At 64.8% G+C, this 26,466-nt stretch carries 36 protein-coding genes; 20 read left to right on the top strand and 16 right to left on the bottom strand.

Going from position 1 to position 26,466, the window contains the following annotated elements; translation table 11 throughout:
- Positions 1-23 precede the first annotated feature (23 nt).
- Entirely contained in the window at positions 24-476 is a 453-nt protein-coding gene (locus FBZ93_RS01860; RefSeq protein WP_146984292.1) for a DoxX family protein, read from the top strand.
- A gap of 146 nt (positions 477-622) precedes the next feature.
- On the opposite strand, the gene FBZ93_RS01855 is transcribed toward FBZ93_RS01860, so the two are convergent.
- From FBZ93_RS01855 to FBZ93_RS01840, 4 genes are all read right to left on the bottom strand, one after another.
- Positions 623-1,180, bottom strand: coding sequence for a dihydrofolate reductase (locus FBZ93_RS01855; RefSeq protein ID WP_146984291.1), 558 nt, complete (start codon positions 1,178-1,180; stop codon positions 623-625).
- A 19-nt stretch (positions 1,181-1,199) separates the two neighbouring features.
- On the bottom strand, positions 1,200-2,198 hold the full coding sequence (locus FBZ93_RS01850) for a polysaccharide deacetylase family protein (protein WP_146984290.1): 999 nt from the start codon (positions 2,196-2,198) through the stop codon (positions 1,200-1,202).
- A 172-nt stretch (positions 2,199-2,370) separates the two neighbouring features.
- On the bottom strand, positions 2,371-2,940 hold the full coding sequence (locus FBZ93_RS01845; protein WP_146984289.1) for a glutathione peroxidase: 570 nt from the start codon (positions 2,938-2,940) through the stop codon (positions 2,371-2,373).
- An 81-nt stretch (positions 2,941-3,021) separates the two neighbouring features.
- Positions 3,022-4,767 carry a L,D-transpeptidase family protein gene (locus FBZ93_RS01840; protein ID WP_146984288.1) on the bottom strand — a complete coding sequence of 582 codons (1,746 nt, stop codon included), beginning with the start codon at positions 4,765-4,767 and terminating at the stop codon, positions 3,022-3,024.
- A 222-nt stretch (positions 4,768-4,989) separates the two neighbouring features.
- Between FBZ93_RS01840 and FBZ93_RS01835 the strand changes: the two genes are divergently transcribed.
- Positions 4,990-5,562 (top strand): CreA family protein, encoded by a 573-nt coding sequence (locus tag FBZ93_RS01835; RefSeq protein ID WP_074126666.1) that lies wholly within the window; start codon positions 4,990-4,992, stop codon positions 5,560-5,562.
- A gap of 43 nt (positions 5,563-5,605) precedes the next feature.
- Here FBZ93_RS01835 and FBZ93_RS01830 read toward each other — a convergent pair whose 3' ends face one another.
- Positions 5,606-5,833, bottom strand: coding sequence for a hypothetical protein (locus FBZ93_RS01830; RefSeq protein WP_146984708.1), 228 nt, complete (start codon positions 5,831-5,833; stop codon positions 5,606-5,608).
- A 452-nt stretch (positions 5,834-6,285) separates the two neighbouring features.
- Between FBZ93_RS01830 and FBZ93_RS40455 the strand changes: the two genes are divergently transcribed.
- A complete protein-coding gene (locus FBZ93_RS40455) occupies positions 6,286-6,444 on the top strand; it encodes a hypothetical protein (protein ID WP_167528875.1) in 159 nt (52 codons plus the stop codon).
- Between the two features lie 39 nt (positions 6,445-6,483).
- Positions 6,484-6,891: a hypothetical protein gene (locus FBZ93_RS01825; protein ID WP_146984287.1), complete on the top strand. Its 408-nt coding sequence runs from the start codon at positions 6,484-6,486 to the stop codon at positions 6,889-6,891.
- Between the two features lie 50 nt (positions 6,892-6,941).
- On the opposite strand, the gene FBZ93_RS01820 is transcribed toward FBZ93_RS01825, so the two are convergent.
- Genes FBZ93_RS01820 through FBZ93_RS01815 form a run of 3 tightly spaced genes read right to left on the bottom strand, consistent with a single transcriptional unit; the run spans position 6,942 to position 8,917 of the window.
- Entirely contained in the window at positions 6,942-7,187 is a 246-nt protein-coding gene (locus FBZ93_RS01820) for a DUF6719 family protein (protein WP_349643250.1), read from the bottom strand.
- An 11-nt stretch (positions 7,188-7,198) separates the two neighbouring features.
- A complete protein-coding gene (locus tag FBZ93_RS40450) occupies positions 7,199-7,348 on the bottom strand; it encodes a hypothetical protein (protein ID WP_021079695.1) in 150 nt (49 codons plus the stop codon).
- 54 nt (positions 7,349-7,402) lie between these two features.
- Complete coding sequence (locus FBZ93_RS01815) at positions 7,403-8,917, bottom strand: PLP-dependent aminotransferase family protein (RefSeq protein WP_146984285.1); 1,515 nt, start codon at positions 8,915-8,917, stop codon at positions 7,403-7,405.
- A 72-nt stretch (positions 8,918-8,989) separates the two neighbouring features.
- Here FBZ93_RS01815 and FBZ93_RS01810 point away from each other — a divergent pair, with 72 nt between their 5' ends.
- The 5 genes from FBZ93_RS01810 to kynU all read left to right on the top strand — a co-directional run bounded on the left by FBZ93_RS01810 (position 8,990) and on the right by kynU (position 14,111).
- The gene (locus FBZ93_RS01810; RefSeq protein WP_146984284.1) at positions 8,990-9,715 is read left to right on the top strand and encodes a pyridoxamine 5'-phosphate oxidase family protein; all 726 of its coding nucleotides are present in this window, start codon (positions 8,990-8,992) and stop codon (positions 9,713-9,715) included.
- Positions 9,716-9,770: 55 nt separating this feature from the next.
- Positions 9,771-11,048 carry an ArgE/DapE family deacylase gene (locus FBZ93_RS01805; RefSeq protein ID WP_146984283.1) on the top strand — a complete coding sequence of 426 codons (1,278 nt, stop codon included), beginning with the start codon at positions 9,771-9,773 and terminating at the stop codon, positions 11,046-11,048.
- A 161-nt stretch (positions 11,049-11,209) separates the two neighbouring features.
- Entirely contained in the window at positions 11,210-12,019 is an 810-nt protein-coding gene (locus tag FBZ93_RS01800) for an alpha/beta hydrolase (protein ID WP_146984282.1), read from the top strand.
- 27 nt (positions 12,020-12,046) lie between these two features.
- Positions 12,047-12,886 (top strand): tryptophan 2,3-dioxygenase, encoded by an 840-nt coding sequence (gene kynA / locus FBZ93_RS01795; protein ID WP_146984281.1) that lies wholly within the window; start codon positions 12,047-12,049, stop codon positions 12,884-12,886.
- A gap of 10 nt (positions 12,887-12,896) precedes the next feature.
- Positions 12,897-14,111, top strand: a complete 1,215-nt coding sequence (kynU, locus tag FBZ93_RS01790; protein WP_146984280.1) for a kynureninase — start codon at positions 12,897-12,899, stop codon at positions 14,109-14,111.
- A gap of 45 nt (positions 14,112-14,156) precedes the next feature.
- Here kynU and FBZ93_RS01785 read toward each other — a convergent pair whose 3' ends face one another.
- Positions 14,157-14,945 (bottom strand): cobalamin-binding protein, encoded by a 789-nt coding sequence (locus tag FBZ93_RS01785; protein WP_146984279.1) that lies wholly within the window; start codon positions 14,943-14,945, stop codon positions 14,157-14,159.
- Positions 14,946-15,093: 148 nt separating this feature from the next.
- Between FBZ93_RS01785 and FBZ93_RS01780 the strand changes: the two genes are divergently transcribed.
- Both FBZ93_RS01780 and FBZ93_RS01775 read left to right on the top strand, forming a co-directional pair.
- Positions 15,094-15,492 carry a PaaI family thioesterase gene (locus tag FBZ93_RS01780; protein ID WP_146984278.1) on the top strand — a complete coding sequence of 133 codons (399 nt, stop codon included), beginning with the start codon at positions 15,094-15,096 and terminating at the stop codon, positions 15,490-15,492.
- Between the two features lie 140 nt (positions 15,493-15,632).
- Positions 15,633-16,271 carry a GNAT family N-acetyltransferase gene (locus FBZ93_RS01775; RefSeq protein ID WP_146984277.1) on the top strand — a complete coding sequence of 213 codons (639 nt, stop codon included), beginning with the start codon at positions 15,633-15,635 and terminating at the stop codon, positions 16,269-16,271.
- Positions 16,272-16,352: 81 nt separating this feature from the next.
- Here the strand turns inward: FBZ93_RS01775 and FBZ93_RS01770 are convergent, their stop codons facing one another.
- The 3 genes from FBZ93_RS01770 to FBZ93_RS01760 all read right to left on the bottom strand — a co-directional run bounded on the left by FBZ93_RS01770 (position 16,353) and on the right by FBZ93_RS01760 (position 17,754).
- A complete protein-coding gene (locus tag FBZ93_RS01770; RefSeq protein ID WP_146984276.1) occupies positions 16,353-16,661 on the bottom strand; it encodes a hypothetical protein in 309 nt (102 codons plus the stop codon).
- A gap of 89 nt (positions 16,662-16,750) precedes the next feature.
- The gene (locus tag FBZ93_RS01765; RefSeq protein ID WP_146984275.1) at positions 16,751-17,050 is read right to left on the bottom strand and encodes a putative quinol monooxygenase; all 300 of its coding nucleotides are present in this window, start codon (positions 17,048-17,050) and stop codon (positions 16,751-16,753) included.
- Between the two features lie 20 nt (positions 17,051-17,070).
- On the bottom strand, positions 17,071-17,754 hold the full coding sequence (locus FBZ93_RS01760) for a DUF2161 domain-containing phosphodiesterase (RefSeq protein WP_146984274.1): 684 nt from the start codon (positions 17,752-17,754) through the stop codon (positions 17,071-17,073).
- Between the two features lie 139 nt (positions 17,755-17,893).
- Here FBZ93_RS01760 and FBZ93_RS01755 point away from each other — a divergent pair, with 139 nt between their 5' ends.
- Positions 17,894-18,238, top strand: a complete 345-nt coding sequence (locus FBZ93_RS01755; protein ID WP_146984273.1) for a hypothetical protein — start codon at positions 17,894-17,896, stop codon at positions 18,236-18,238.
- Here FBZ93_RS01755 and fabG read toward each other — a convergent pair.
- A complete protein-coding gene (gene fabG / locus FBZ93_RS01750) occupies positions 18,235-18,915 on the bottom strand; it encodes a 3-oxoacyl-ACP reductase FabG (protein WP_146984272.1) in 681 nt (226 codons plus the stop codon). The genes FBZ93_RS01755 and fabG overlap by 4 nt on opposite strands.
- A gap of 115 nt (positions 18,916-19,030) precedes the next feature.
- Here fabG and FBZ93_RS01745 point away from each other — a divergent pair, with 115 nt between their 5' ends.
- Positions 19,031-19,747, top strand: a complete 717-nt coding sequence (locus tag FBZ93_RS01745; protein ID WP_246667324.1) for an SGNH/GDSL hydrolase family protein — start codon at positions 19,031-19,033, stop codon at positions 19,745-19,747.
- A gap of 113 nt (positions 19,748-19,860) precedes the next feature.
- Entirely contained in the window at positions 19,861-20,067 is a 207-nt protein-coding gene (locus tag FBZ93_RS01740) for a hypothetical protein (protein WP_035634033.1), read from the top strand.
- Positions 20,068-20,076: 9 nt separating this feature from the next.
- Here FBZ93_RS01740 and FBZ93_RS01735 read toward each other — a convergent pair whose 3' ends face one another.
- Positions 20,077-20,820 carry a tyrosine-protein phosphatase gene (locus FBZ93_RS01735; RefSeq protein WP_146984271.1) on the bottom strand — a complete coding sequence of 248 codons (744 nt, stop codon included), beginning with the start codon at positions 20,818-20,820 and terminating at the stop codon, positions 20,077-20,079.
- Between the two features lie 114 nt (positions 20,821-20,934).
- Here FBZ93_RS01735 and FBZ93_RS01730 point away from each other — a divergent pair, with 114 nt between their 5' ends.
- Entirely contained in the window at positions 20,935-21,246 is a 312-nt protein-coding gene (locus FBZ93_RS01730; protein WP_146984270.1) for an MliC family protein, read from the top strand.
- 89 nt (positions 21,247-21,335) lie between these two features.
- Here FBZ93_RS01730 and FBZ93_RS01725 read toward each other — a convergent pair whose 3' ends face one another.
- Positions 21,336-21,536 carry a DUF2735 domain-containing protein gene (locus tag FBZ93_RS01725; RefSeq protein ID WP_050425031.1) on the bottom strand — a complete coding sequence of 67 codons (201 nt, stop codon included), beginning with the start codon at positions 21,534-21,536 and terminating at the stop codon, positions 21,336-21,338.
- Positions 21,537-22,075: 539 nt separating this feature from the next.
- Between FBZ93_RS01725 and FBZ93_RS01720 the strand changes: the two genes are divergently transcribed.
- From FBZ93_RS01720 to FBZ93_RS01700, 5 genes are all read left to right on the top strand, one after another.
- A complete protein-coding gene (locus FBZ93_RS01720; RefSeq protein ID WP_050425030.1) occupies positions 22,076-23,110 on the top strand; it encodes a glutamine synthetase beta-grasp domain-containing protein in 1,035 nt (344 codons plus the stop codon).
- Between the two features lie 197 nt (positions 23,111-23,307).
- Entirely contained in the window at positions 23,308-24,012 is a 705-nt protein-coding gene (locus tag FBZ93_RS01715) for a hypothetical protein (RefSeq protein ID WP_146984269.1), read from the top strand.
- A 5-nt stretch (positions 24,013-24,017) separates the two neighbouring features.
- Positions 24,018-24,704 (top strand): substrate-binding domain-containing protein, encoded by a 687-nt coding sequence (locus tag FBZ93_RS01710; RefSeq protein ID WP_146984268.1) that lies wholly within the window; start codon positions 24,018-24,020, stop codon positions 24,702-24,704.
- Positions 24,705-24,736: 32 nt separating this feature from the next.
- Entirely contained in the window at positions 24,737-25,555 is an 819-nt protein-coding gene (locus FBZ93_RS01705) for a tetratricopeptide repeat protein (RefSeq protein ID WP_146984267.1), read from the top strand.
- A gap of 55 nt (positions 25,556-25,610) precedes the next feature.
- Positions 25,611-25,760 (top strand): hypothetical protein, encoded by a 150-nt coding sequence (locus FBZ93_RS01700; RefSeq protein ID WP_016843021.1) that lies wholly within the window; start codon positions 25,611-25,613, stop codon positions 25,758-25,760.
- A gap of 85 nt (positions 25,761-25,845) precedes the next feature.
- Here FBZ93_RS01700 and FBZ93_RS01695 read toward each other — a convergent pair whose 3' ends face one another.
- A complete protein-coding gene (locus FBZ93_RS01695) occupies positions 25,846-26,463 on the bottom strand; it encodes an Isoquinoline 1-oxidoreductase subunit (protein ID WP_146984266.1) in 618 nt (205 codons plus the stop codon).
- Between the last annotated feature and the right edge of the window lie 3 nt (positions 26,464-26,466).

Raw genomic sequence — 26,466 nt, 5'->3', positions numbered from 1 at the left:
CTGCCATCCTGTGAGGCCGACCCATGCCAGCGTTCATCACCTTCGGACGGATTCTGTTTGCCGTGCTGTTCCTCTATTCGGGAGCGAGCAAGCTGTTCGGCATCCAGGCCACCGCGGATGTGATCGCGGCGAAGCTGACGATCCCGGCCATCGCCGCACCGTATACCCAGCAGATCGAAACCGTCGTCGGCATGCCGTTCATGCAGCTGCTGGCGATTGTGGTCGGTGGCTTCGAGATCCTTGCCGGGCTGATGATCGCGGTGAACGTGCTGGCGCGGTTCTTCGCGCTGCTTCTGATCATCTATGTGTGCGTCGTCACCTTCTACTTCCATGATTTCTGGAACCAGCCGGCGCCCGACAATCTCAGGACCTTGATCGACGCGCTGAAGAACCTGTCGCTGGTCGGCGCGCTGTTCATCATCGCCGGCTACGGCCGCGGCCCGCGCCGCGACGACCCGGCGTATGGGGACGTGTAGGCGGCACGGCGTAGGATGGGTAGAGCCAACGGGTCCGCGCAAGCGCGGCCCGATGATAAACTCCGCGAAACCCATCGTCTCTTGTGCCGAGCAATCGATGGGTATCGCTGCGCTCCACCCATCCTACGAATTACAAATCTACGGTCTCAACCAACCCGCCGCCACGGCGTGACGCTGACGTCCTGCGCGGCATCGATCAGTTGCGCTTCGCCGGCGTGAAGGCCGTGCGCTGATAGCACCTGTTGCGGGGTGCGGGCAGGGACGCCGGGAAAGCACGGCTCGCCGTCGGGGATGCGCACCTTCGCTGCGACCGAGAGCCAGAACGTATCGTAGCGGTCCATGAACATTCCGAACACGCCGGGGCCGCCGATGATGGCGACCATGCCCGAGGTCACGCCGGCCTCGCGGCTCGCGGTCTGGAACGGGCAGCCGGCGGGATTCCACAACAGTGCCTTCGGATTGGTTGGATCGGGCGCGGTGGCCGCGACCTTGCCGGTCAGGATCAGGCGACGCCGCTTCGGTGCGTTCGGTTGCTCTTCCTGGGAGTGGCGGCCATGCACGACGAGATCGGCGCGATCGAGCGCTGCGGTGAAGAACCGCTTGTCGCCGTCGATCTTGAGCTCGTCCGGCATCACGTTGTGCGCATTCGCCAGCCGGCCGTCGGCCGAGACGATGACGAAACCCTCGATACGCAACGCAGACACCAGGACTTTGCCGGCGCGTCTACTGATCGACCGTCGTGACGACGCTGTTGACCGGCCGCGAGCTCACGGTCGGCAGCTTGACGTCCTTGGCGAGCTCCTGCTCGTATTGCGGCAGCACGGTCGCCGGGAATTTCGCGCGCATCGCGACCACCTTGTAGCCGCCGGCCTTGAGCTGCGTCAGCAGCGTCGGCAGGGCTTCCGCGGTGTGCTTCTGGAAGTCGTGCATCAGGATGATGCCCTTGCCGAGCTTGGCGAGCTTCTTCATCACGGTGTCGATCACCTGCTGCGAGTTCTTCGACTTGAAGTCGAAGGAGTCGAGGTCGCAGGAGAAGATCGCGATGTTGCGGTTGCCGAGATAGGTGACCATCTCCGGCGGATGCTGCAGCGCCGGGAAGCGGAAGAACGGCGAGGGTGAGGTCTCGAGCGCCCATTTGACCGCGGCGAGGCCGCGCTCGATCTCGTCCTTCTTCTGGTCCTCGGTCAGCTTCTTGTTGTTCAGGTTCTCGTGCGACCAGGTGTGCGAGCCGACGGTGTGGCCGGCGGCATAGACCTGACGCAGGATCTCGGGGTGATAGGTGGCATGCTTGCCGATCGGGAAGAAGATGCCCGTGGTGCATTCATCCGCGAGCGCCTTCAGCACCGCCGGCGTGTTGCCCGGCCACGGACCGTCGTCGAAGGTCAGCACCACTTCGTGGTCGCGCAGGAAGTCGAGCTGCTTGAAATGCTCGAAGCCGAAGCCCGGTCCGCCCGTGGTGTCGATCTCGACGGTGCGGGCAACCCCGAGTGCGTTCGGATTGGTGCAGGCGGCGCGCGCCGGCTGCGGTGGTTGCTTCGGCGGCACGGGCGCAGCGGCTGCGGCGGGCGCCTGTGCCGCGGCGGCAGGCGCTGGAGCTGCGGCCGCGGGAGCTGCCGGCGGCGCAGCAGTGGCGCCCTTGGCGGGCGGCGTCTGCGACCAAGCTGCGCTCGACGCGAGCAACGATACGGTCCCTGCGAAAATCAGACCTGCCGCAATGCGCATGGTGTGTTCCCTGCTGATCGCGCTCCAGGTAGCGGCTTTGCCGCGACCGGGCCGCTTTCGCCCCCAACCGATCGTACCCTAGTCGCAGTCGCGACGCCAAGGCAATGAACGTGGCAGGCGCGTGTCCAAAATCCTCGTCGGATCAGTTAATTCCGGGGATTATCGCGGCTTCTCAGGCCGCAGCCAATGCCCGTGCGATCCCGGTCTTGATCCGGGTGTCGTCGGGCGTGACCGACTCAGGGAAGACATCCGCGATGTAGCCGTCACGGCCGATCAGGTATTTATGGAAGTTCCAGCGCGGCACGTCCTTCGGCCGTGCCTCCGCGGCCCAGCGGTAAAACGGATGGGCGTTCGCGCCGCGGACCACCGCTTTCGCCGCGATCGGGAACGTGACGCCGTATTGATGCTGCGCGGTCTCGGCGATCTCGGTCGGTCCGCCGGGCTCCTGGCCGCCGAAATCATTGGACGGCACGCCGATGATGACGAAGCCGCGATCGCGGAACTCGGTCCACAATTGCTGCAGGCCGGCATATTGCGGCGTGAAGCCACAGAGCGAGGCCGTGTTCACGATCATCAGGGGACGGCCGGCATAGTCGGCAAGGCGGATGTCGCCGCCGTCGAGTGCAGGGAATGAGAAGGCGTAGGCGGTGATCCGGCTCATCGCGGGCTGCTCCGCATGCAGCGCACGGGAGCCTGCGGCCGCGGCGAAGGCCGCCACGATCAGTGTCCTGCGGTCCATCATGGTCTCGTCCCCGGAACAGATGCGGCTCGCATCATAATCCAGCGGGCAGGGCCAAGCTTTCAAGAAGGCGTTATAGCGGGCTTAGCGCAGCGGCAGGATGAAGTCGGTGCCTTCGCCGGTCTCGCCCTGGTTGACGCCGAGGTCGGAGACGATGATCGATCCGCCGGTGCCGAGCGCTTCGTTGATCCGCGCCATCACGTCAGAGGGAATCGAGATGCGGTCGAGTGCTTCGGCCGGGCTGTTGGTCGCCGGCTGCGGCTTGACCTCGACCGGCGCTGCGGCCGCCACCTTGCGACGATGCGAGGTGCGGTCCTCGACGTCGATGCGGGCGGCGTTGCGGGTCGGCAGCGTCACCACCGACCAGCGCAGCAGGTTGGCATCTGATTTGTCGGCTTCCGCGGTGAACACATGCGTGCCGAGCGGCCGGTCGCTGGCCGCGATCGTCACCGGCACCTCGAACAGCGGCGCAAAGTTCTGCCGCACATAGAGCTTGGAATCCTTGCGGCTGATGAATACCGCGATCTGGCCGGCGCGCTTCGACACGTCGATCCTGGCGATGCCCGGCAACCGCGCCGGATCCTTGGCGACGTCCTTGCTGGCGTCGGGCGCGTCGGCTGCCGTTGCTGCCTCGGCGGGCTTGTCGACGGCCTTGACGGCATCCGTCGTCTTGGCGGCGTCCTTGGCCGCATCGGTCTTCGGCGCGTCGACCTTGGGCGCCTCGGCGACATCAGGCTTGGCGGTATCCGCCTTCGGTTCGTCGGCCTTGGCTTCGGCCTTCACCGGGTCGTTCGCGGAGACCTCCGACTTCGGCGTGTCGGTGCTGCCGGTGGTTTCGCCGGCCGACTTGTCGTCAGTGGCGACGCTGCCGTTGCCGGCGGAATTGGTCTCGGCCGGCTTGTCGGCCGCGGCGATCTCAGGCTTCGTCGGCTGTGACGGGTCGGCTGCAAGCTTGTCGGCGACGGGATCGCTCGCGGCGGAGGACGCATCGGACATCGTCACCGACGCGCTCGCGCCGCTGGCGTCGGCGGTGTGGGTGTTGTCGCGCAGCGACGCGGCGGCGGCATGGCCGACGCTGCTGCGCAAATCGAGTCCGGTCTGCGGCTTGTCCGCGCCCTTGTCGCTCTTCACGCCGAGCGGCGCATCCATCTTCAGAATCTCGTCGGCCACCGGCTGCTGCGGCGCGACCTTCTGCGTCACCAGCAGCGGGTGCGAGAAATTCTCCGGAGAGATCGCGCCCGGCGTGACGAACACGCGGGCGCCCATCCGCGTCCAGTTGTACATCTTGACCGCAAACGACATCGGCATGCGGATGCAGCCGTGCGAGGCCGGATAGCCGGGCAGCACACCGGCGTGCATGGCGATGCCCGACCAGGTGATGCGCTGCATGTACGGCATCGGCGCGCCGCTGTAGATGTTGGACTGATGGTACTTCTGCTTCTGGATGACGCTGAAGACACCCATCGGGGTCGAGTGCCCCTTCATGCCTGTCGACACCGGGCTCTCGGCGTAGAGGCCGTTGGCGTCGTAGATCCTGACCCGTTGCTGGTCGACCGAGACCGAGATGATCAGGGGACCCTGCGGCTTGCTGCCGGCCTCCTTCTCGATCGCCGGAGTCTTCTTGGCGAGATTGCGCTTCGGCTTCGGCCGAACCGGCTGCGGCATCGGCTCGACATCGCCGTAATAGGCGGAGTCGCGATTCCAGTAGAACAGCGCCGCATCGGCCTGTGAGGAGGCGGCGATGGTGCCGGCCGCCGTCAGAATTGCAAGCTGCCAGAACCGCCCATTCGCAGAATCAAAAATCGAAATCCGACGACCGCTTGCGCGCATATTCCGAATCCCAGTCCAAACTATCTGTTGGTTGTCGCAGACGCCAAACGCGTTCACCAGCGCAAGCGATCTAACCCTTCCGTGAGGGGCGGATTTTCGACGAAAGAGTAACAAAAAAGCCTCACAAGAGGTTAAACGCCCGGTCTGATCACCGAACTGTCAGCGCCTTCCTGTGCGGCGTTTGCGCACTACATGGGCGGGACCCACCCCGCGGAGACCTCAATGACATCGAGAACTGTGAGCTTGTGTGACGTGCGACTGCTGTCTCGATGGGGGTGCGCTGCGCTGCTGATGTTGCTCACCTCATTGGCGACCCTGGGGCAGGCAACGCCTGCGGCGGCGGCCGACGAGCCGGACCTGATCTTTCGCCGCTCGACCGTGTTCAAATGGGTGAGCCCCAACGACAAGCTCGCGACCTATGGCGTCGACGACCCCGAGGTCGAGGGCGTCGCCTGTCACTTCACTGTGCCGGAGAAGGGCGGGTTCAAGGGCTGGCTTGGCCTTGCCGAGGAAGTCTCTGATATCTCGCTGGCTTGCCGGCAGATCGGGCCGATCCGCTTCAAGAACAAGCTCGGCCAGGGCGACGACATGTTCCGGCAGCGCCGCTCGCTGTTCTTCAAGAAGATGCAGATCGTGCGTGGCTGCGACGCCAAGCGCAACGTGCTGGTCTACATGGTCTATTCGGACAAGCTGATCGAAGGCTCGCCGAAGAACTCGACGTCGTCGGTGCCGATCATGCCATGGGGCGCGGCCGATGCCACCGCGGTGCAGAAGTGTGGTGAGTTCATTCAGTAGCGGGAGCAGGGGCTTGGCGCGGGCGCCTGAAGCGGCGGGCGAGCTAGCGCTTGGTTTGCCCGAACTGCTTCGCTCCGATGCTCAAGCCCGGCTTGAGCTTCGAGTCGCGGCAGCCGACGAGGCGGACCAGCTTCTGCGGCGCGCACTCATTGTCGCCCATCACATAAGCGCCCTGCTGCGGCATCGCGGCCGTCATCTGTTGCTGCTGGCCGGATTTGCGGGCCGCGGATTCATTGCCAACACCGATGTTGCCATTGCCCACGACGGACATCCTTCGTTGGATTGATCTCAACAACCGTTGGATCGGGATCACGACAACGTGCCACCGCGGAGTTGGTTGCACGGCGCCCAGATGAGTCGGCCGGACCGTCTCCCCGGTTCATGCCGCCCTTGCTGGACTGCTTCCTGTCTCAGCAGAGGAAAGTTAAGATCTCAGCAGAGAGAAAGCGCGGTAGACCACTCAATTTGCAGGCATAATCGGACTATCCACAGCTGAGCCCGTTGAACGCGCGAAATCTTGAGCAGCCTGCTTGTCGCACCGCACCCATTGAAAGCATTGGGATTTTCCGCTGAATGTTTCGTGGATCGCCGGCTGACGAAACAATTCCCATCCCGACGAAACCATTTTTGGCTTGTTCCGCAGAACTCCCGAAACGGCAGATCGTTATCAAACCGTCAACAGAACGGCGCCGGGCGCCGACCCGAAATGACGGAGACTGTCAGATGCGGACCATGAGCCTGATCCTCGCCTTCGCTTTCGTGATGGCCGGTTCGTCAATGGCTGGCACCCCGGACACCGGTTTGCCCGGCATCGGCACCTTCTCCTATAACGGCTCGCCGGTCGTCACCTCGGCCCCGATGGTGGTGGCGCAGGCCAACTGATCGCGACGCGAAAAACAGAAACGCCGGTAAAGGCTCCCCATGTTGCTCCGAATCTGTTCCGCCGCGATGCTCGCATCCCTCGCCTTGATCGGCCCTTTGGCGGGTTCCGCGCAGGCTCAATCCCAGCTCCCCCTCGAGTCGATGCAGATCCGGTCGCTGTACCGGGTGCCTGAGCCGCGCGACGAATTCGTGCGCCAGTGCGCGCCGCATATGCTCGGCCGCTGGGCCCATCCCGAGGCCGTGTGCGGTTGCCTGCACGATCATGCCGCTGCGACGGTGGACGATCCCGATCTCCGCCAGGCGCTGCTGCGCGGAATCAGCGAGACCGGCGTGCCGACCATCGAGACCGATTGGGTGCCGCCGTCGAAGCAGAACGAGATCGGTCCGACCTTCACCAAGATCGCCAAGCCGACGCTGCAATGCATGTTCGAGCCGATTTCGAACTGAGCAGGGCGTCAACTCAGAGATGAAGCAAGCGCCTCGCGACAGCGGGGCGCTTATTTTTTGGCGAGGCGCGGCACGCAGCTGCGGGTGCGCACCACGCCGTTCTCGCTCAGCTTGGAACCTGTGACCTGCTTGATCTGCCCGGCGGGGCACGAGCCGTCATCGACGAAGACGCGCTGACCGACCCTGAGGTCGACGATGTCACCTTCGCGCATGAAGGACTGCTCTGCGGCGGCGGAGTGAACCATCGCGCCAAGTGCTGCGATGCCGACCAGTGCGACCAGTCCCATGCGCAACATCGCGGCCTCCTTCACTTGTTCTGGATCTTGAGCCCGTCGGGGCCAACATTGATCTGCAGGCCTTCGGGCTGCTTCTTCGCCTGGTAAAGATTGTAACCGAGCATGCCTGCGATCACGACCAGCGCGCCGATCACGAGATACAGGACGTTGCGATTGGGCATCCGGTATCTCCTTAGGCGGACACTGACTCAACGACTCAACGCGGGCGACCTTAGTCAGGCGGCTGCGATTCTCCTAGAGCGTGGCGGCTTGGCGGCTGCCTTGACGGATATCTTGCGCGTCGCGCGCAGCGCGCTCAGCGTTGTCTTCGCCAGTTGTTCCGCCGCCGTGACGAGTTGCGGAACCGGATGACCGGAGAATCCCAGCACGAAGCCGGGCAATGGCTGCGCGCGATAATAGGTCTCGGCGAGCAGCCAGCCACCGACGCCCGCGGCTGCCTTCGCATGCGCGGCAACCAGCGGATCAGTCGCGGGATCGAGCCGCGCCACGAGATGCAGCCCTTGCGACGGCACGGGAACCGTGAGCTCGCCCTCGGATGCACTCGTGAGCGTCGACGCCAGGACGTCGCGCGCCTCGCGATAGAGTTTTCGCGACTTGCGCAGATTGGCGGCGAAGGCGCCGGAGTTCAGCATGTCGGCGACCGCGCCTTCCATCAATGTGCCGGGAAAACGGTCGAGCGCGGCGCGCGCTTCAGTCACTGGGCCGATCAAGGCCTCGGGCAGGGCGCAGTAACCGATCCGTAGTCCCGGAAACAGCGTCTTCGCAAACGTGCCCATGTAGATCACACGGCGCAGATGATCGATGCCGGCGAGCGACAACAGCGGCGCGCCGTCGTAGCGGAACTCGCTGTCGTAATCGTCCTCGAACACGAAGGCGCCGGCATCTCTTGCCCAGTCGAGCAGCTCGAGCCGGCGCGGCATCGACATCTGCACGCCGAGCGGGAACTGGTGTGACGGCGTGACGTAGGCGGCGCGCGCCTGCGACCCGGATGCGCGCCCCTTGTCGATGCGCATGCCGGAAGCGTCGACCGGCACCGACACCGGCCGATAGCCGCAATGCTCGATCGCACGGCGCGCCGCGGGATAGCCGGGATCCTCGCACCAGACCTGGTCGCCGGGCTTGAGGATCGCCCCGAGCACGATGCGCAGCGCGTGCAGCGTGCCCGAGGCCAGCATGATCTGGTCGGGATCGCAGCGCAGCCCGCGTGCCGAGAGCAAATGGTCCGCGATCGCCGCGCGCAACTCGCTGCTGCCGCGGGGATCGCCGTAATGCAGGTGCTCGGCGCCGAAGGCGCGCAGCCTGCGGCCGGCAAAGGCGCGGAAGCGCTGCAGCGCGCGCTCATCGATATGGGTGCAGCCGAGCGACAGCGCATCGTGCTGCGGCGGCTCGATCGCGATCTTCGCGCGTCGCGGCGTGCCGGCCCGCGCCGGAATGCGCGCGGCGACAAATGTGCCGGAGCCGGTTGTCGCCACCGCAAAGCCGTCGGCGATCAGCCGCTCATAGGCCGTGGTGACCGCGTTGCGGCGGAAGCCGGTCTGCTTGGCGAGCGCGCGCGACGGCGGCAGCGGCTCGCCCGGCTTGACCAGGCCGCCGACGATGGTGTGGCACAGCGCCTGATAGAGCTGCTGCTGCGAGGCCGCGCCGGCCGTGACATGCGGGCCGGTGAGGTCGAGCGGCAGCTCCGGCTTGCGCGCCGCGGGCTTGCGGGAATTGGTCGGAATTTTTCGCATGGAATTGGCACTATCGCAGACCAAATTGGCCGCTACAACTCTTGAAAGGTTCCAAATCCCGCGAGGCTTGCCGTGACCGAAGGTGCATCCACTCCGTCCTATCCGCTGTCATCCCGCAACCGGGTGAAGCGCCGCCATGACCGTGGCTTCTACGACCACGCCACCGTGCACAAGATTCTCGACGCCTCGATGATGTGCCATGTCTCCTACGTGATCGACGGGCAGCCCTATTGCACGCCGACCTTCTTCTGGCGCGAGGGCACCAGGCTCTACTGGCACGGCTCGAGCGCGAGCCGGATGCTGGAGAACCAGTCGGAAGGGCAGCGGGTTTGCCTGACGGTCGCCCATCTCGACAGCCTGGTGCTGGCACGCTGCGGCTTCAACCACTCGGCCGACTATCGCGCCGTGATGGCGTTCGGCTCCGCCTACCTCGTCACCGATCCCGCAGAGAAAGAGCGGGCGATCGTTGCGATGGTCGACCGCTTCTTTCCAGAGCGTACCGCGAGCCTGCGCGCCAGCAACAAGCAGGAGATCAAGGCGACCTCGTTCATCGCGATGGAGATCGAGGAGGCCTCGGCGAAGGTGCGCGCCAAGGGCGTCGCCGACGACGACGAGGATTACGAGTTGCCGATCTATGCCGAGCGCATTCCGGTGCGCACCGTGCTCGGCGCGCCCGAGCCGTGTCCGCGGTTGCTCGACGGCGTGAGGCGGCCGACAACGCTCGATGGCTATTCGGAAGGCCGCCTGCTCGAAGATGCATTGCGGGACGCCTATTTTGCGCAATACCCGGCGGAGTGAAATCAGGTTACGCTGCGGCTCCCACCTTTTCTGATGTCCCCGATGGAGCTGCTGCATGACTGCCGAGACGCAACAACGAATCCTTAGCGCCGTTGACGAGGGATTCGATGCGCAGCTTGCGACGACGCAGGCCTTTGTCGCGATCCCCTCGACCCGCGGCGCCGAGGGGCCGTGCCAGGACATGATTGGCGACCTGCTGCGCGAGCGCGGCTACGAGGTCGACGACTGGCATATCAATCTCGACGAACTCAGGGATCTGCGCGGCTTCGGCCCGATCGAGCATGATTTCTCCAAGGCGCGCACGGTGGTCGGCACCTACCGCCCGGCGACCAATGCCGGCAAATCGCTGATCCTGCAGGGCCACTGCGACGTGGTGCCGACCGGTCCGCTGGAGATGTGGGAGACGCCGCCGTTCTCGCCTGTGATCAAGGACGGCAGGATGTATGGCCGCGGCGCCTGCGACATGAAGTCCGGCACCATCGCCGCGCTCTATGCACTGGATGCGATCAGGAAGGCCGGATTGAGGCCGACGGCGCGGATCCACTTCCAGTCCGTGATCGAGGAGGAGAGCACCGGTGTCGGCGCGCTCTCGACCTTGCAGCGCGGCTATCGCGCCGATGCCTGCTTCATCCCGGAGCCGACCAACGGCAAGATGATCCGATCGCAGGTCGGCGTGATCTGGTTCCGCCTCAAGGTGCGCGGCTTCCCGGTGCATGTGTTCGAGGCCGGCGCAGGCTCCAACGCGATCATGGCGGCGTATCATCTGGTGCATGCGCTGGAGAAGCTCGAGATCGCCTGGAACGAGCGCGCCAAGGCCGACAAGCATTTCAAGGACGTCAATCATCCGATCAATTTCAATCCGGGCATCATCAAGGGCGGCGACTGGGCTTCCAGCGTGCCGGCCTGGTGCGACGTCGACTGCCGTATCGCGGTGCTGCCGGGCTGGTCGATCGCCGAGTGCCAGAAGGAGATCCTGGCTTGCGTTGCGGCCGCGGCGCGCGACCATCGTTTCCTCTCCAACAACCCGCCGCAGGTGGAATGGTCGGGTTTCCTCTCGGAAGGCTACGAGCTGGTGAACTCGGAGGCCCCGGAAGCCGCCTTCGCCAAGGCGCACCGGGCGGTCTATGGCGGGGCGGTGGAGGACCGCGCCTTCACCGCGCTGACCGATACGCGCTTTTACGGCCTGAACCACGACATCCCAAGTCTCTGCTTCGGCGCCAGCGGCGCGGCGATGCACGGCTTCAACGAATACGTCGAGCTGGACTCGCTGCGGCAAGCGACCAAGGCCATGGCGCTGTTCATCGCGGAGTGGTGCGGGGTGGAGAAGGCGTAGCCTTTTCTGCGTTGCGGGCTCGCCGCGCTGTCGCTCCGTTTGCCGGGGAGGGCTCGAGCGTGGGTCAACTAGATGCTTTAAGTTTAAAATAAATGCTGGGCGAACAGCCCCGCCGGTGGCAAAATGGCGTCCGATCGACGGCGAGTCTTCGAGGAGCCACGATGCGCGACTGGGATGATGCCTACGCCAATTCGGCCCACGTGCCGGGGTCGGATCAACTGCCGGCGCGGTGGGCGGAGCGGGCGGCGGCCTATCGCGCCAGACTTAAATCATTCAAGCCGGATATTGCCTATGGATCGGGCGAGCGGCAGCGCCTCGACCTGATCCTGCCGGACGGCGACAGCAAAGGTCTCGTCGTCTTCGTGCATGGCGGTTACTGGATGCGCTTCGATAAATCGTCATGGACCGACCTCGCCGAGGGCGCGCGAAGCCACGGCTGGACGGTGGCGCTGCCAAGTTACACGCTGGCACCGGCCGCACGCATCTCAGACATCACGGCAGAGATCGCGGTCGCGATTGCTTCGGCTGCCGCCCAGGTCTCCGGGCCTATTCGATTGGCCGGCCATTCCGCAGGCGGCCATCTCGTGACGCGCATGCTGTGCGACGACGGCCGTCTCGAACCTGAGGTCTACGACAGGATAGTGGCGACGCTGTCGATCAGCGGTCTGCATGACCTGCGACCGCTCCTGAAGACCGCGATGAACCAGACGCTCCGGATGAACATGAGCGAGGCGGCGCTCGAAAGCGCCGCCTTGCATCTGCCACGGGGCAAATCGCCGCTGACCACCTGGGTCGGCGGTAGCGAGCGACCCGAGTTCATCCGTCAGGCAGAGCTGATGGCCAACATCTGGACCGGATTCGACGTGCCCACGCACCTCGTCGTCGACCCCGGGCATAACCATTTTACTGTTGTCGATGGGCTGAAGGATCCATCCTCGGCCATCACGAGGCGCCTTCTGGGCCTTGTTTGAGGCGAGGATCGATCGAGAGGATGTGTCATGAGCAGCAACGACTACGATCCCGCGGTCGAGGGCGCCGAGACCGATTTCGCCCGGAAAATGTCGTATAGCGATTATCTGCAACTCGATGCGCTGCTCGGCGCCCAGCATCCGATTTCGGACGCGCATGACGAGATGCTCTTCATCATCCAGCATCAGACCTCCGAGCTGTGGATGCGGCTCGCCATCCACGAGCTCCGGGCCGCCCGCCACGCCATCGCCCGCGAAGAGGTGTCGCCGGCGATGAAGATGCTCGCGCGCGTCTCCCGCATCTTCGAGCAGTTGAACAATGCCTGGGACGTGCTGCGCACCATGACGCCCAGCGAATACACCCATTTCCGCTCGCGGCTCGGACAATCCTCGGGCCTCCAGTCGTATCAATACCGGCTGATCGAGTATCTGCTCGGCAATCGCAATGGCGCGATGTTGAAACCGCACGCGCATGATCCCGAGGTGACGGCCTTGCTCAAGGCCGAGCTTGCGACGCCGAGCCTTTATGACGAGGTGCTCCGGCTTGCCGACCGCAAGGGGCTCACCATGCCCGCGGCCGTGCTGTCCCGCGACGTCCACGAGACCCATCACTTCGATGAGAGCGTGATGCAGGCCTGGCGCCGCGTCTACGAAGCTCCAGAAGCCAATTGGATGCTCTACGAGCTCGCCGAGAAACTGGTGGACTTCGAGGACTATTTTCGTCGCTGGCGCTTCAATCACGTGACGACGGTGGAGCGCGTCATCGGCTTCAAGCGCGGCACCGGCGGGACCGGAGGTGTCAGCTATCTCAAGCGGATGCTCGAGGTCGAGCTGTTTCCCGAACTGTGGCGTGTCCGCACCGTCCTCTAGGCGAGGTGTCATGATCGAAGCGAAAACTCAACTGCGCGTCTACGACGACACCAAGGCAATGTTCCATCTGCCCGCAGATGTCATCTATCTTGACGGCAACTCGCTTGGTGCGCTGCCACTGGGCGTTGCCGAACGCGTTGCGCAGGTCATCACGGCCGAGTGGGGCGATGAGCTCATTCGCGCCTGGAACAGCGCCGGATGGTACGTGCAGCCGCGCCGCGTGGGCGACCGCATCGCTCGCCTGATCGGCGCCGCGCCCGGCACGGTGATGATTGGCGACACGCTGTCGCTCAAAGTCTATCAGGCGCTTGCGGCCGCGCTCGAGATGAACCAGGAGCGCAAGGTCGTTCTGTCCGATACCGGTAATTTCCCGACCGATCTCTATATGGCGGAAGGGCTGATCGCCACGCTCGGGCGCGGCCATCAATTGCGGCTGGTGGCCCCGGAAGAGGTCGAGCCATCGCTGTCGGACGACATCGCGGTGCTCTATTTGACGGAGGTCGACTACCGCACCGGCCGTCGCCACGACATGCGGACCCTGACCGCGAAGGCGCGTGCGCTCGGCATTGTCACGGTCTGGGATCTCGCCCATTCGGCGGGCGCGCTGCCGGTCGATCTTGCCGGCGTCGGCGCCGATTTCGCAGCCGGCTGCACCTATAAATATCTCAACGCGGGCCCCGGCGCGCCGGCCTTCCTCTACGTCGCGCCGCGGCATGCCGATCAGGCGCGCGCCGCGTTGTCGGGCTGGATGGGGCACGCCAAGCCGTTCGCCTTCGATCTCGGTTATCGACCTGCCGGTGGCGTCGAGCGCATGCGTGTCGGCACACCGCCGGTGTTGGCGATGGCCGCGCTGGAGGCGTCGCTCGACATCTGGGATCGTGTCGATATGGGCGAAGTCCGCGCACGTTCACTCGCGCTCGGCGACTTGCTGATAGCTGAGATCGCGCGACGCTGTCCGTCGCTGAGGCTGGTAACGCCACGGGCGCATGCGCAGCGCGGGTCGCAAGTGTCGTTCGCCTTCGCCGGCGGATATGCCGCCATGCAGGCGCTGATTGCCCGCGGCGTGATCGGTGACTTCCGGGCGCCGGACATCATGCGGTTCGGGATCACGCCGCTCTATATCGGCGAAGCCGAGGTGCTGAAGGCTGCCGAGATCATCGAGGAGGTGATCAATGGCGAGGTGTGGCGCCGGCCAGAATATCAGGTCGTGAATGCGGTGACGTGAGCAACGAGCGTTATCCCGAAGCCTCATAATGACTGCGGCGAGCAATCATAGGTGCCGCGACCACAACGCATTGACGATTGCGTCGAGCCCATCGGTCAGCGCGGCAGGGCCGGGCTGCAAGATGATCGGCGACTTGATCTCGACGATGCGATCATCGCGCACGGCCGGAATGTCGCTCCAGCCCTCACGCTTGCGGATGCGGTCAGGCACAACCTTCTTGCCGCACCAGGATGCCAGAATCACGTCGGGCATCGCCGCGCGCACGGCCTCAGGCGTGACGATGCGATCCTTGGCGGCCTTGTGCGCGCGCAGGTGGGGCAGCGCGTCCTCGCCGCCGGCGATCTCGATCAGTTCGGACACCCAGCCGATGCCGCTGATCAGCGGATCGTCCCATTCCTCGAAATAGACCCTTGGCCGCGGCGCCGGACGCGGCGTTGCAGCGATCGCGGCCAGCCGTTGTTCGAGGCCTTGCGCGAGCCGTTCAGCGCGATCGGCGGCGCCGACCATCGCGCCGAGGCTGCGGATCATCGCAAGGATGCCTGCGACATCGCGCTGATTGAAGACATGGACGGCGACACCGGCACGCACCAGATCGGCGACGATATCGGCCTGCAGGTCGGAGAAGGCGAGCACCAGATCGGGATCGAGCGCCAGGATCTTCGGGATGTCGGCGGAGATGAAGGCCGACACCCGCGGCTTCTCGCGGCGGACCTGCGGCGGCCGCACGGCGTAGCCGGAGACACCGACAATGCGGTCCTGCTCGCCGAGCAGGTACAGCGTCTCGACCGTCTCCTCGGTCAGGCAGACGATCCGGCGGGGAGGGAAGTCGCGCATCGCAGACGGTATGCAGACTCGCCAAGGGTTGTCACGGCGCCATGACGTCATCCGCTTGATTACCTCGGAGGTCATTGCTCGGCCCGGTCAGGCAATCCATCATGCCGAAACCAACCGCAAAGAAGACCGCACAAGCGAGGGAGTGCCCATGACGCCGCTCGAAAAGATCCAGTCGATGAAGATGCCGTTTGCGGAACTGAAGGGCGTCACCTTCACCGAGGCCGGCCCGGATCGCGTGGTCGCGAAGATGGTGGTGCGGCCGGACCTCTGCACCCTGCGGAACACAATCCACGGCGGCGCAGTGATGGCCTTAGCGGACTCAGTCGGCGCCGCCGCCACCGTGATCAACCTGCCTGAGGACGCCAAGGGCACCACGACGCTGGAGAGCAAGACCAACTTCATCGGCGGCGCCAAGGAGGGGAGCACTGTGATCGCCACGGCGACGCCGGTTCACCGGGGCCGGCGCACCCAGGTCTGGCAGACCAGGCTGGAAACCGAGGACGGGAAACTCGTTGCCGTCGTCACGCAAACTCAATTGGTATTATAATGGGGCAATGATGTGATTTGCCGATCACATCATTGTTTACTTAAATGAATCTCAGTGCTTGAATTATATGGTGCGGCGCACAATATAGGGACGGTTAGGGAGTCGACGCCTCCTCGAGGGCTACCAAGAGGAGTTATGAAATGAACCACGATTCCATCAGTTCGATCTCTGCCCGGGGCACCGTGCGGACGTTGAGCCAGCAAGAGGAGCTTCCTCTGCTGCGCGATCATCTGCTGAGACTGGATCGTACCAGCCGTCATGATCGTTTTCATGGCTTCATCGACGACAGTTTCATCCGCCGCTATGCCGAGCGCTGCGCCAACGACGGCACGGTCATCATCGCCTATTTCGAGGATGGCGTGGTCCGCGGCGCCGCCGAGCTGCATCCGCCGGAGCAGTCGCCGGATGCGCAGCCCGAGATCGCCTTCAGCGTCGAGCGGTCGGCGCGGCGCAAGGGCGTCGGCAGCACGCTGTTCCGTAAGCTGATCGCCGAGGCGCATGCCAAGGGCTACGGCAGCCTGCGCATCACCACCGGCGCGCAGAACGACGCGATGCGTGCGCTCGCCACCAAGTTCGGTGCGCAGCTGACCTTCCGTCATGGTGAGTCCACCGGCAGCATCGACCTGACCGAGCAGCACCAGGCTGAACACGCGCCGGCTGCGGCTTCGGCGCCGATCGCTCCGGTGACGCCGGTCGCGGCCGCGCGCGCGATCGTCGACATGAACCGCGCCTATTGGCGAATGGTGATGCAGATGTCCGGTTGGGGCCGGGCAGCCTGAGCTCAGAGCTCACTTTAAATACAAAAAGGGCAATCCGCTCAGCGGATTGCCCTTTTTCTTTGAGCTAACGGATGTCGTTGTTCAGGTGCCGGTGCGCTTGGCCGGCGCGAGACGGCGGACCACGCGGCGCTCGACCACGACGGAGCGCTGCGCGCCCTGTTCGCCAGCGATCACGCGGGTTGCGGTGCCGGTGCGGGCGCTGACGCGCGCGGTCTTCTTCACCTCGGTCAGCACCTCGTCATAGGGCAACCCCATCAGGGACGATGCGATCTCGGCTTGGGCCTCCACGTCATCGGTGATGCCGACGGCCGCGAAGATTGCCTCCTCCAGCGTCGGCGGATCATGCCGCACGCGCCGGGTGCCATACTTGGTATTCCAGTCTCCGCTCATCGCCGCCTCATCTTTGAATCGCGGGAGATACGTAAGGTCCCCAATGTTGCATTGCAATATGAATATGAGATGGCAATCCAGCCATGCAGCTAAAGGCTCTCAATCTTGTGAGCGTCATAAAGTTCGATGGTGGTCGCTGCGGCCGCCAGAGATTGCAACGAGCGGACGAAATCGCGCGACGCGGGGACCGCGAAATGCGCCGCCAGCGCGGCGCGGTCGGCCCATTGCTCGAAAAACACCAGCCTGAGCGGATTCTCGCAGTCCACATGGACCGCGTGCGAGATGCAGCCGGGCTCGGTGCGCGAGCGATGGACATGCTCGAGGCTCAATCGCCGCACCTCGTCGAAAGAATCGGGGCGGGCGGTGACGCTGCCGGTGACGACGATCATGATCTCCCCCAGTTGGTTAGTTACGGGGCTGCTTGTGCCCCTGACGCACCATTCGGCTGCTGCGGCCAGCGCTTCAGCGCGGCACGACCGGCATCGGTCAGCACATAGATGCCGCGCTCGGCGCGATCGAACCAGCCATAGACATTATGCTGCAGGATCTTGCCGGCGTCGGGGCACTCAACCCGCAGGTCCTTGACGCGCCGCGGCCCATCCGAGAGCGCGCAGGCGCAGGCCAGCGCCTGCTGCCGGTAGGCCGTCATGATCGGCGCGCGCGTCGATCCGCCCATGGCAGGATCGCCTTTGCGCTTGCGATGCTCAGTGATCAGGCGCGAGCGCTTCTTCGGATTGCGGCGCGGTGCCGCGGTCGGCGGCGGCACCAGCACCTCGACGTCACCGCGGTCGGTGACGCCGAGCATGCCGAAGCCGAGCCGCCGGCATAGATTGCGGTAGCGCGCGTCGCTCTCGCGGCCCTTGCCGCGGGCCGAGACCTTGGCCGCGATCCACACCTCATCGGCGGCGCCGGCGCGATCGACCGCCTGGAGGATCAGTTCCAGATTGAATGCGAGCTTGAGTTCACCGATCACGACGACCGGTGGATCATCGCCGCTCAGCGCCACGAGGTCGCAGCCGCCGATCTCGCCCTTCACCGCGAAGCCGAGCTTTTCGAGGAAGCGTTTGACGGGCAAATAAAGCGCGGTTTCCAACGGGCAGGCTCCTGCGGCATCCGGCCGCGACTCGATGCGCCAGCATAGCGCGGAATTGCCCCCATCGAGGCGGATCGAATTTGCCCAATGCGCCGCCAAGCGGTTATGTTGGGCCGGGGACAACGGCGCGACCAATTGCATGATCCGGAACGGGCTCTATCACATCACCGTCGAATTTCTCGACGGCATCTCTGGCGGCAACCAGGGCGTCATGGTGCTGCGCGACGGGCAGATGCGCGGCGGCGACTCGTTCTTCTACGCCTATGGCAGCTACACCGCGGCGGGCGGCAAGTGGAAGGGCGAGGTGACCAACGAGGAGCATTCGCCGACCTATGGCGAACGCCCGGTCTGGGAACGCAAGGTGGTGACGATCGGCTTCACCGGCACCTACACCGACGAAACCGCCGAGGGCGACGGCATGGCGCTCGCCGGCAAGCAGAGCATCCGCTTCCGGTCGAAGCTGCGGCTCCTGGTTGCGGACTAAACCCGCCCGTTGACCGGCAGCAGCGCGCCGGTGACGGCGCTTGCGGCATCGCTGGCGAGGAACAGGATCACCGCAGCCAGTTCCTTCGGTGTCACCCATTTGGAGATATCGGCCTTCGGCATCGCGGCGCGATTGGCGGCGGTGTCGATGATCGAGGGCAGCACCGCGTTGACCGTGACCTTGCCCTTCAGCTCGGCGGCGAGCGACTCGGTGAGGCGGTGCACACCAGCCTTCGAGGCAGCGTAGGGGCCCATGCCGGAGGCGGCCTGCAAGGCGCCGAGTGCGCCGATATTGATGATGCGTCCGGCGCCCGATTTCGTGAGGTGCGGGATCGCGGCGCGCGACGTGTTGAACGCGGTCATCACGTTCATCGCATACATGCGCTGCCAGGTCGCGGGATCGCCGTCGCTGACCGCCTCGAAGGTGAAGCCGCCGGCAATGTTGATCAGTGCGTCGAGCCGGCCGAAATGCGCCGCCGCCTTGTCGATCGCAGCTGTCGCATGCGTGGTGTCGGTGAGGTCGACGCCGCCGAGCTCGATACGGTCGGCCGTTGCCGCGAATTGGGAGGCCGCATGATCGATGCCGGCGACGCGCGCACCACGCGCGAGGGCTTCTTCGGCGACCACCTTGCCAAGCGCGCCAAGGGCGCCGGTGATGACGATGACTTTTCCGTTCATGGCGGTCTCCGTATCAGCAACAGGCTGCCACCCACTATGATCAGGCGGATTTCATTTGCAATGCCGCCGATTTCATCTCCTACTGCGCGCATTCATCAGTACATTCGCCTCAAGGATGTTTGCGATGCCGACACCAAGGCCATGCGAAACCCATCCCGAGCTCGTCAAGTTCAGTTACGGATTGCCGCATCTTGCGCAAGCGCTCGCGCGCGAACGCAAGGTCAAGATCGTTGCCCTCGGATCATCATCGACCGCGGGAGCCGACAAAGTTCTCCCATTTCCGCCGCGGCTGGAGATCCTATGGCGAAGCCAGAAGCAGTCCTTCGGCCGGATGATCGACATCATCAACCGGGGGATCGGCGGGCAAGAGGCGCCGGAAGAGTTCTCGCGCATCGAGTCCGATGTCATCGCCGAAGCACCGGTGATGGTGATTTGGCAGGTCGGCACCAACGCCGTGTACAGGAACTACAACTTCGATCAGGTGCAAGCGACATTCGAGGCAGGACTCGATGTGCTCGCCGCGCTGCCGCTGGACGTCGTGGTGATGGATTCGCAGTACACCCAGGCAATCATCGGTACGCCAGACGTGCTCAAGCTCGCCAACCAGTTCATGCCGATGATCGCCGACGTCGCTGCAAGCAAGAAAGTCAACCTGTTCCGCCGCTTTGCGCTGATGAAGCAATGGGTCGATGCCGGAATTCCGCTCTCCGAGCTCGACGACGGTGCGCAGGAGCGTCTCCATACGAGCGAGTGGGCGACCGATTGTGTCACCCAAGCGTTGCTCGGTGCGATCAACGATGCGGTGGCACGCAGCGCGAGCGCGTCGTCTTGACTACGTAAGACTACGGGGGAAGGCCAGTTGGATAAAATTTGCGGCAGTTCCGTAAGTCGTTTGCAGAACCCTTTTCGTAGAAGCGGAACTCCAGCCAAGGTAGGGGTTTTGCAATGGGAAATCTTCCGGATCACGGTTTACCGCTCGTTCAGCTTAAGGAACAGCGGCGCGATCTCGTCGTAGCACTACAGAATCGCAAGGGGCCGGTGGGCAGCTGGGAATTGATGCAGATCGCCGCGATCCAGCAGGCCATCTCGGCCTTCGAGGACGTGATCGCCGATCTCGATGCGGAGCTCGAGCTCGAGGCCGCTGCGGCCTGAGCGAACCGATCAGGCCTGCAGATAGCGGGCTTCAAGCGCCTTGCGCTCGGCCGGACCGAGCCCGAGGCCTTCGCGGAAATACCCGTCGAGGCCGCCGTAGTCGGCATCGATCGCCGCGAACGACGTTTCCAGAAACGCCGCGCGCACGGTGCCGAGCACCTGCTTGACGTCATCGGGCAGCTCGGTGCTGTGGGCCGGATCGCGCTTGTAGTACTGGTTGGTCAGCAGATAGTCGTCCGCGATCACTTGCTGGGACACACCGAGCGCGTGGAGGATCAGCGCGCAGGCAAAGCCGGTGCGATCCTTGCCTGCGGTGCAGTGGATCACCAGCGGCGCCCGGTCTTCGAGCAGATGGGCAAACAGCGTGCGATAGCGCGGTGTGTTGTCCTGCACGTAGCCGCGATAGGAATCCCGCATCACGTCGATCGCGTCGGCTTCCGAGAGCTGACGGTTGCTCGCGATCTCACGCAGCGCGGCTACCACCGTCGGCTCGACCGGGAGCGAATGCACGGTCACGTCGCTCATGCCGCACAGCGCCTCGGCGCGCTCGGCGACGCCGCGGAAATCGAATGCGCTTCTGACCCCGAGGCCGCGCACCACGGCGACGTCCTGCTCGGTGAGGTGCGCCAGATGGTTGGAGCGGAAGATCTGCCGCCAGCGCACCGTCCGGCCGTCACGCGTCTGGTAGCCGCCGAGGTCGCGGAAATTGCTGGCGCCGGCGAGATTGAGGTGACGGGCAGGGGCTTCTGACATCGGCGGGCCTGTTGCAGCTGTTGCGGTCTTGATTCATGACGGCTTGATTCAGCGCGTCTTGGCGCGGGAGTATCGGCGCAGATAGGTCTATAACCGGCCTCTCGGGGGGAGAATATGACTTATCGCGGGGGCGCCATTCTCACCGGCGCAATTCTTTTCGCGTTCTTGGGTTCCTCGGCGGCGCCGGCGCAGTCCGCCTTCCGGAATTATCGTTGCGCCGACGGCACGCAGTTCATTGCGGCGTTCTTCAATGGCGACACGCGCGCCCATCTGCAAATCGACGGCAAGGCGGTGACGTTGACGAAACGGTTGTCGCTGACCGGCACGCGTTACAAAGGCGGTGGCGTCACGCTCGAGATCACGCGGGCCGGGCTGACCAGGCTGCGGCATGCGAAGCAGCCGGTGACGGCCTGCGAGCTGGCATGAAAAAGGGCCGAAACGCTTCGTTCCGACCCTCTCTTACTGTTCTGCTGTTGTCCGACGTTTATGCGTCACGCCTCTCTGCCTGATCGACATCAGTGATCGCGGCTCGGCTTGGCGTCGTCGATGGCGGCCTGATGATACCAGCTCTCGCTGCATGCCGAGGTCTCGACTTCAGCGGCAAGATCGCGCGCCGTCCGCGCCTCGCCATAGCGGCGTCCGCCGAGAGCCGCGCGGCCTCCTGCCGGGAATTGATAGATCGTTGCCGATCCCTGATTTTGGCCCGTGGTGATCATGTCAAAGTCTCCTTTGGCCGGTGCGAGCCTCCATGGTGCGCCCGACTCATTCGTGTGCGGTTACCGTGCTTTCAACATCGGTCCGAGCCCGGCAGGGTGCAAGTGACCAAAAAATAGTCAGGATTTGTCTAATTCGTGGGCAAGTCCGGGTTTGCTTCCTGTGAGGCAGGGGGCAGCTGATCAACGCTTGGGCCGAGGCAATGGTTGCCGGGCACCCGATGTTTGGACACGAACTGTCACATGGCGCTGCCGCCGCTTTAATCGGCGGATGGTGCCGTAGCCGAATTTGCTGCAGAAACGGGCGGCGGAGGGGGCGGAGAGAAAATTTTGGCTGACGGCGGCGCATGCCAGCCGCGCTGCTTTGTCGCAGCTAAAAATGCGATGTCCGCTGTGGACATCCGCAGGCTCGGCGGTGCCGCAGTGCAGCGACTGGCATTTTAATTGCTTAGTAAGAGCCGGCCGATGGTGGCCGGGTACGCGTGCGGCGGCCGACTGGCTTTCGGTTCCTCACGGTTTTGCATCATCAACAGAGAGGTTCAATGACCAAGTACAAGCTCGAGTATATCTGGCTCGACGGATATACGCCGACGCCGAGCCTGCGCGGTAAGACGCAGATCAAGGAATTCGCGTCGTTCCCGACCCTCGAACAGCTTCCGCTGTGGGGCTTTGACGGTTCGTCCACCCAGCAGGCTGAAGGCCACAGCTCTGACTGCGTGCTGAAGCCGGTCGCCTGTTATCCCGACGCTGCGCGCGAGAACGGCGTGCTGGTGATGTGCGAAGTCATGATGCCCGACGGCAAGACACCGCACGTGTCCAACAAGCGCGCCACCATCCTGGATGACGACGGCGCCTGGTTCGGCTTCGAGCAGGAATACTTCTTCTACAAGGACGGCCGTCCGCTCGGCTTCCCGGGCGAGGGCTATCCGGCTCCGCAGGGCCCGTACTACACCGGCGTCGGCTACAAGAACGTCGGCAGCGTCGCCCGCAAGATCGTGGAAGAGCATCTCAATCTCTGCCTCGCCGCCGGCATCAACCACGAAGGCATCAACGCCGAAGTGGCGAAGGGCCAGTGGGAATTCCAGATCTTCGGCAAGGGGTCCAAGACCGCCGCTGACCAGATGTGGATGGCCCGCTATTTGATGCTGCGCCTCACCGAGAGCTACGGCATCGATATCGAATTCCACTGCAAGCCGCTCGGCGACACCGACTGGAACGGCTCGGGCATGCACGCCAACTTCTCGACCAAGTACATGCGCGAAGTCGGCGGCAAGGAGTACTTCGAGAAGCTGATGGGCGCCTTCGAGAAGAACCTGATGGACCACATCGCCGTCTACGGCCCGGACAACGACAAGCGTCTGACCGGCAAGCACGAGACCGCGCCGTGGAACAAGTTCAGCTATGGCGTGGCTGACCGTGGTGCGTCGATCCGCGTGCCGCACTCCTTCGTCAACAATGGCTACAAGGGCTATCTGGAAGACCGCCGCCCGAACTCCCAGGGCGACCCCTACCAGATCGCTTCGCAGATCCTGAAGACGATCTCCGAGGTTCCGACCGGCGCCAAGGCTGCCGCTTAAAGGGCTGCGGCTTAAGTGGCTTCCGGAGCCGGATGGAGCCATCCGGTACCGCAATCGGGTCCGCCAGGGCGACTGCCTTGGCGGACCCTTGCTTTTTAGCCAAAGTGTTTGCGGGCAGCTTGCCGCCGAAAGCGGTTTCGCTGCGTTATGAACCGCGCTAGATAACGATTGCATCTTCGCTGCCGGGGACACGGCGCTTGTTTGAAGGGTTTTACAAGGTCCGGTTCGAACTGGGCGGCGCCGTCGGCCGCAGCGTGATGTATGTCGGCGGCGGCAAGATGCTCGGCGGCAACTCGGCCTTCGCCCATATCGGCACCTACGAAAAGCACGGTGACGAGGTCGCGGTCGAGATCCAGACCGTCCGCCACAACCCCGATCCGAGCTATCGCGCGATGGCCGGCACCGATGACGCGACGCTCATTGCCAAGGGTGCGCCCGATGGCGAGCTCTATCGCTTCAAGGGCGAGCTGAAGGAATTGCCCGGCGTGCCGTTCCAGTCGGTGATGACGCCGATCACCGGGGACGAAGTCCCGATCGCCGGCGGCGTCGGCGAGGGCGGCATCGTCGACGGGCTCTATTCGATCAGCATCCGCGTGCTCGACGGGGTCGACGGCGGCCTCACCGGCGTGATGCTGCTGAACAACGGCCGCATCCTCGGCGGCGATGCGTTCTTCTATTATCTCGGCACCTACACCTCCGAGAAGGGCCGCTGGAAGGGCCAGATCCTCAACCAGGAGCACACCTCGGCGATGGGCGAGAATCCGATCTTCGGCGGCCATGAGGTCGGCATCGGCTTCGCCGGCACCTGCGATGCGGAGGGCGCCGTGCTCGAAGCGACCGCGCTTGCCGGCAAGCGCAGCCTCCGTCTGACCGCCGCGCTCAAGCTGATGCGACCGGCGTAAGCGGGATGGAGCATTCGGTTCGCGTGCTCTCGACGCTGGCGCTGAAGGGGGCGGTCGCGCGTCTTGCCGCGGCCTACCACGCCGCGAGCGATATCCGGATCGATGCCGATTTCGCGCCGACGCTGGCGCTGCTCGAACGCCTGCGCGGGGGCGAGGTCGCCGATGTGGTGATCCTGACCCGCGAAGGTCTTGACGAAATGATCGGTGAGGGCCGCGTCGCGCGGGAAAGTGCTGAGGACCTTGCGCGCTCCTACGTCGGGGTCGCGGTGAAGGCGGGGGCTGCGCATCCCGGCATCGCGAGCGAAGCCGCATTGCGTGCGGCTTTGCTCGGGGCGCGCGCGGTGGCCTATTCGCGGCTCGGTGCCAGCGGCATCCTGTTCGCGCAGCTGATCGCGCGGCTCGGCATCGCGGAGGCGATCAACGCGCGCGCGGTGATCATTCCCATGGGTTTCACTGCGGAAAAGCTCGTCACCGGCGAGGCCGATCTCGCGATCCAGCAGATCAGTGAGTTGAAGCAGGTCGACGGCATCGAGGTGGTCGGACCAATTCCCTTGGGCTTGCAGACGCCAGCGGTGTTCTCGGCAGGCCGCATGACGGCCTCGCAGCGTGCCGCGGCCGCCGATCAACTGCTGCGCTATCTGTCGTCACCCGAGGTCGCGCCGGTGCTGCGCGAGACCGGGCTCGAGCCTTGAATTTGCCTGCACCGCGACGCAACCTGCCGCCCATGTCCAAATCTCTCCAGGCCCTTGTCGTCATCGCAACGCTGGCCGCGCCCGTGCTCGCCCACGCGCAATCGGCCGACCTCGTGCTGTGCGACCGGCTCACCGCCGATCCCTCCGATCCCGACAAGCCGGCCGACGTGAAGGGCGTGGGCGACATCGCGTCGGCCGATATCGCGACCGCGATCAAGTATTGCGCGGTCGCAGCAAAGTCGTCGCGGCGCGCCATGTATGAGCTCGGCCGCGCCTATGCCGCCAACCGGCAGACCGCGGAAGCGGCAAGCGCCTGGCGCAAGGCAGCCGACAAGGGCTCGACATCGGCGATGGTCGAGCTCGGCGTGCTCTATGGCAATGGCACCGGCGTCGCCAAGGACGAGGCGCAGGCGCGCAAGCTGTTCGAGCGCGCGGCGCAGGCCGGCAATGCGCGCGGTGTCAGCAATCTCGCCGCGCTCGGCGGCAGCACGGCGTCCGATCCGGCACGCGCGCGCGAACTGCTCGCCAAATCTGCCGAGACCAATGCGGAGGCGCAGTACCAGCTCGGCCTGATGCTGGCCGAAGGCAAGGGCGGCGCGCAGGACGATGCTGGTGCGCGGGCGCTGTTCGAGAAGGCGGCCGCGCAGAACCATCCCGGTGCGCTGGAGCGGATGGGCGCCTTCGCGCAAGCGGGCCGCGGCGGACCGAAGGATAGCGATGCCGCCAAGGCCTATTACGAGCGGGCCGCCGCGCTCGGCGATGAGGACGCCAAGAAGGCGCTGGAACGTGCCCGCTGTCCGTACGTCATCAAGGACAAGCGCGGCAACGCCGTGACCAACCTCTGCTTCTAGGAACGCTCGCGCGCGCGTGTCGTTGACGTGCGAAAGGCACTGGCGAGGCGACGTCATGATCCGCAAGCTGCGTTCCGGCGAGTACCGGCTGTATTCCCGCAAGGTCAATCCGAAGACCGGCAAGCGCCGCAATCTCGGCACCTTCAAGTCACGCGCCGCGGCGGAGAAGCACGAGCGCGACGTGCAGTATTTCAAGCGCCACTAAAGCATGATCCGGAAAAGTGTGAAGTGGTTTTCCGAAAAGATCATGCTCAAACAAAAAGCCAAAGAGCGATAGCGTTCCCGGACGCTCACGGCGCCGGGCAGGCCGCGCCGGTCTTCACCCAGGCCTCGACCAGCGCGCCGGCCTGCGCCTGCGTGCCCGGCGCAGGCGCGCGGCCGAAGCCGGGATGCCAGGCCCAGCCCACCAGCGTGTCCTTGCCGATATGCTCGATCAGCTCCTCGACCTTGCGGCCGCCATTGCGCGCGGGGTCCCGGATCTGGGCGCAGATTTCGCCGATGCTTTTCCCGGCCCACGCCATCTCGCGCGGCGCGAGATGCCATTCCGGGTGACCCGGCACGCGACCGGGATCGAAATTGGCGTGCTGGTGGCAGATCGAGCATCGCATCGCGCTGCTGCCGTGGCCATCGGCGCCGCGCGTGACCGGCGGCTGGTGCATGCGGCTGATGTCGCCCTGCCGCGGGCTGTCGCCGGCAGGATGGCAATTGGTGCAGCGCGGATGCGTGAGCACCTTGCCGAGCTCGGTGAAGATCGCCGCGGAGCGCTGCTCGACATTCTCGATGCCGGCAAAGCTTTCCGGCGAGGCGAGGGCGTGGCTTGCGCTCTCCGACGCTGCGTAGCCGGCGCACAGGCTGGTCGCGAGCGCCGTCACGACTGCCACGATCCGAAACCGCGTGTCCGATGTCATCGC

The sequence above is a fragment of the Bradyrhizobium macuxiense genome, assembly GCF_007993935.1.
Classification (GTDB): domain Bacteria; phylum Pseudomonadota; class Alphaproteobacteria; order Rhizobiales; family Xanthobacteraceae; genus Bradyrhizobium; species Bradyrhizobium macuxiense_A.
Note: the sequence above shows the minus strand (reverse complement) of the source record. Positions and strands in the feature narration are given on the sequence as shown.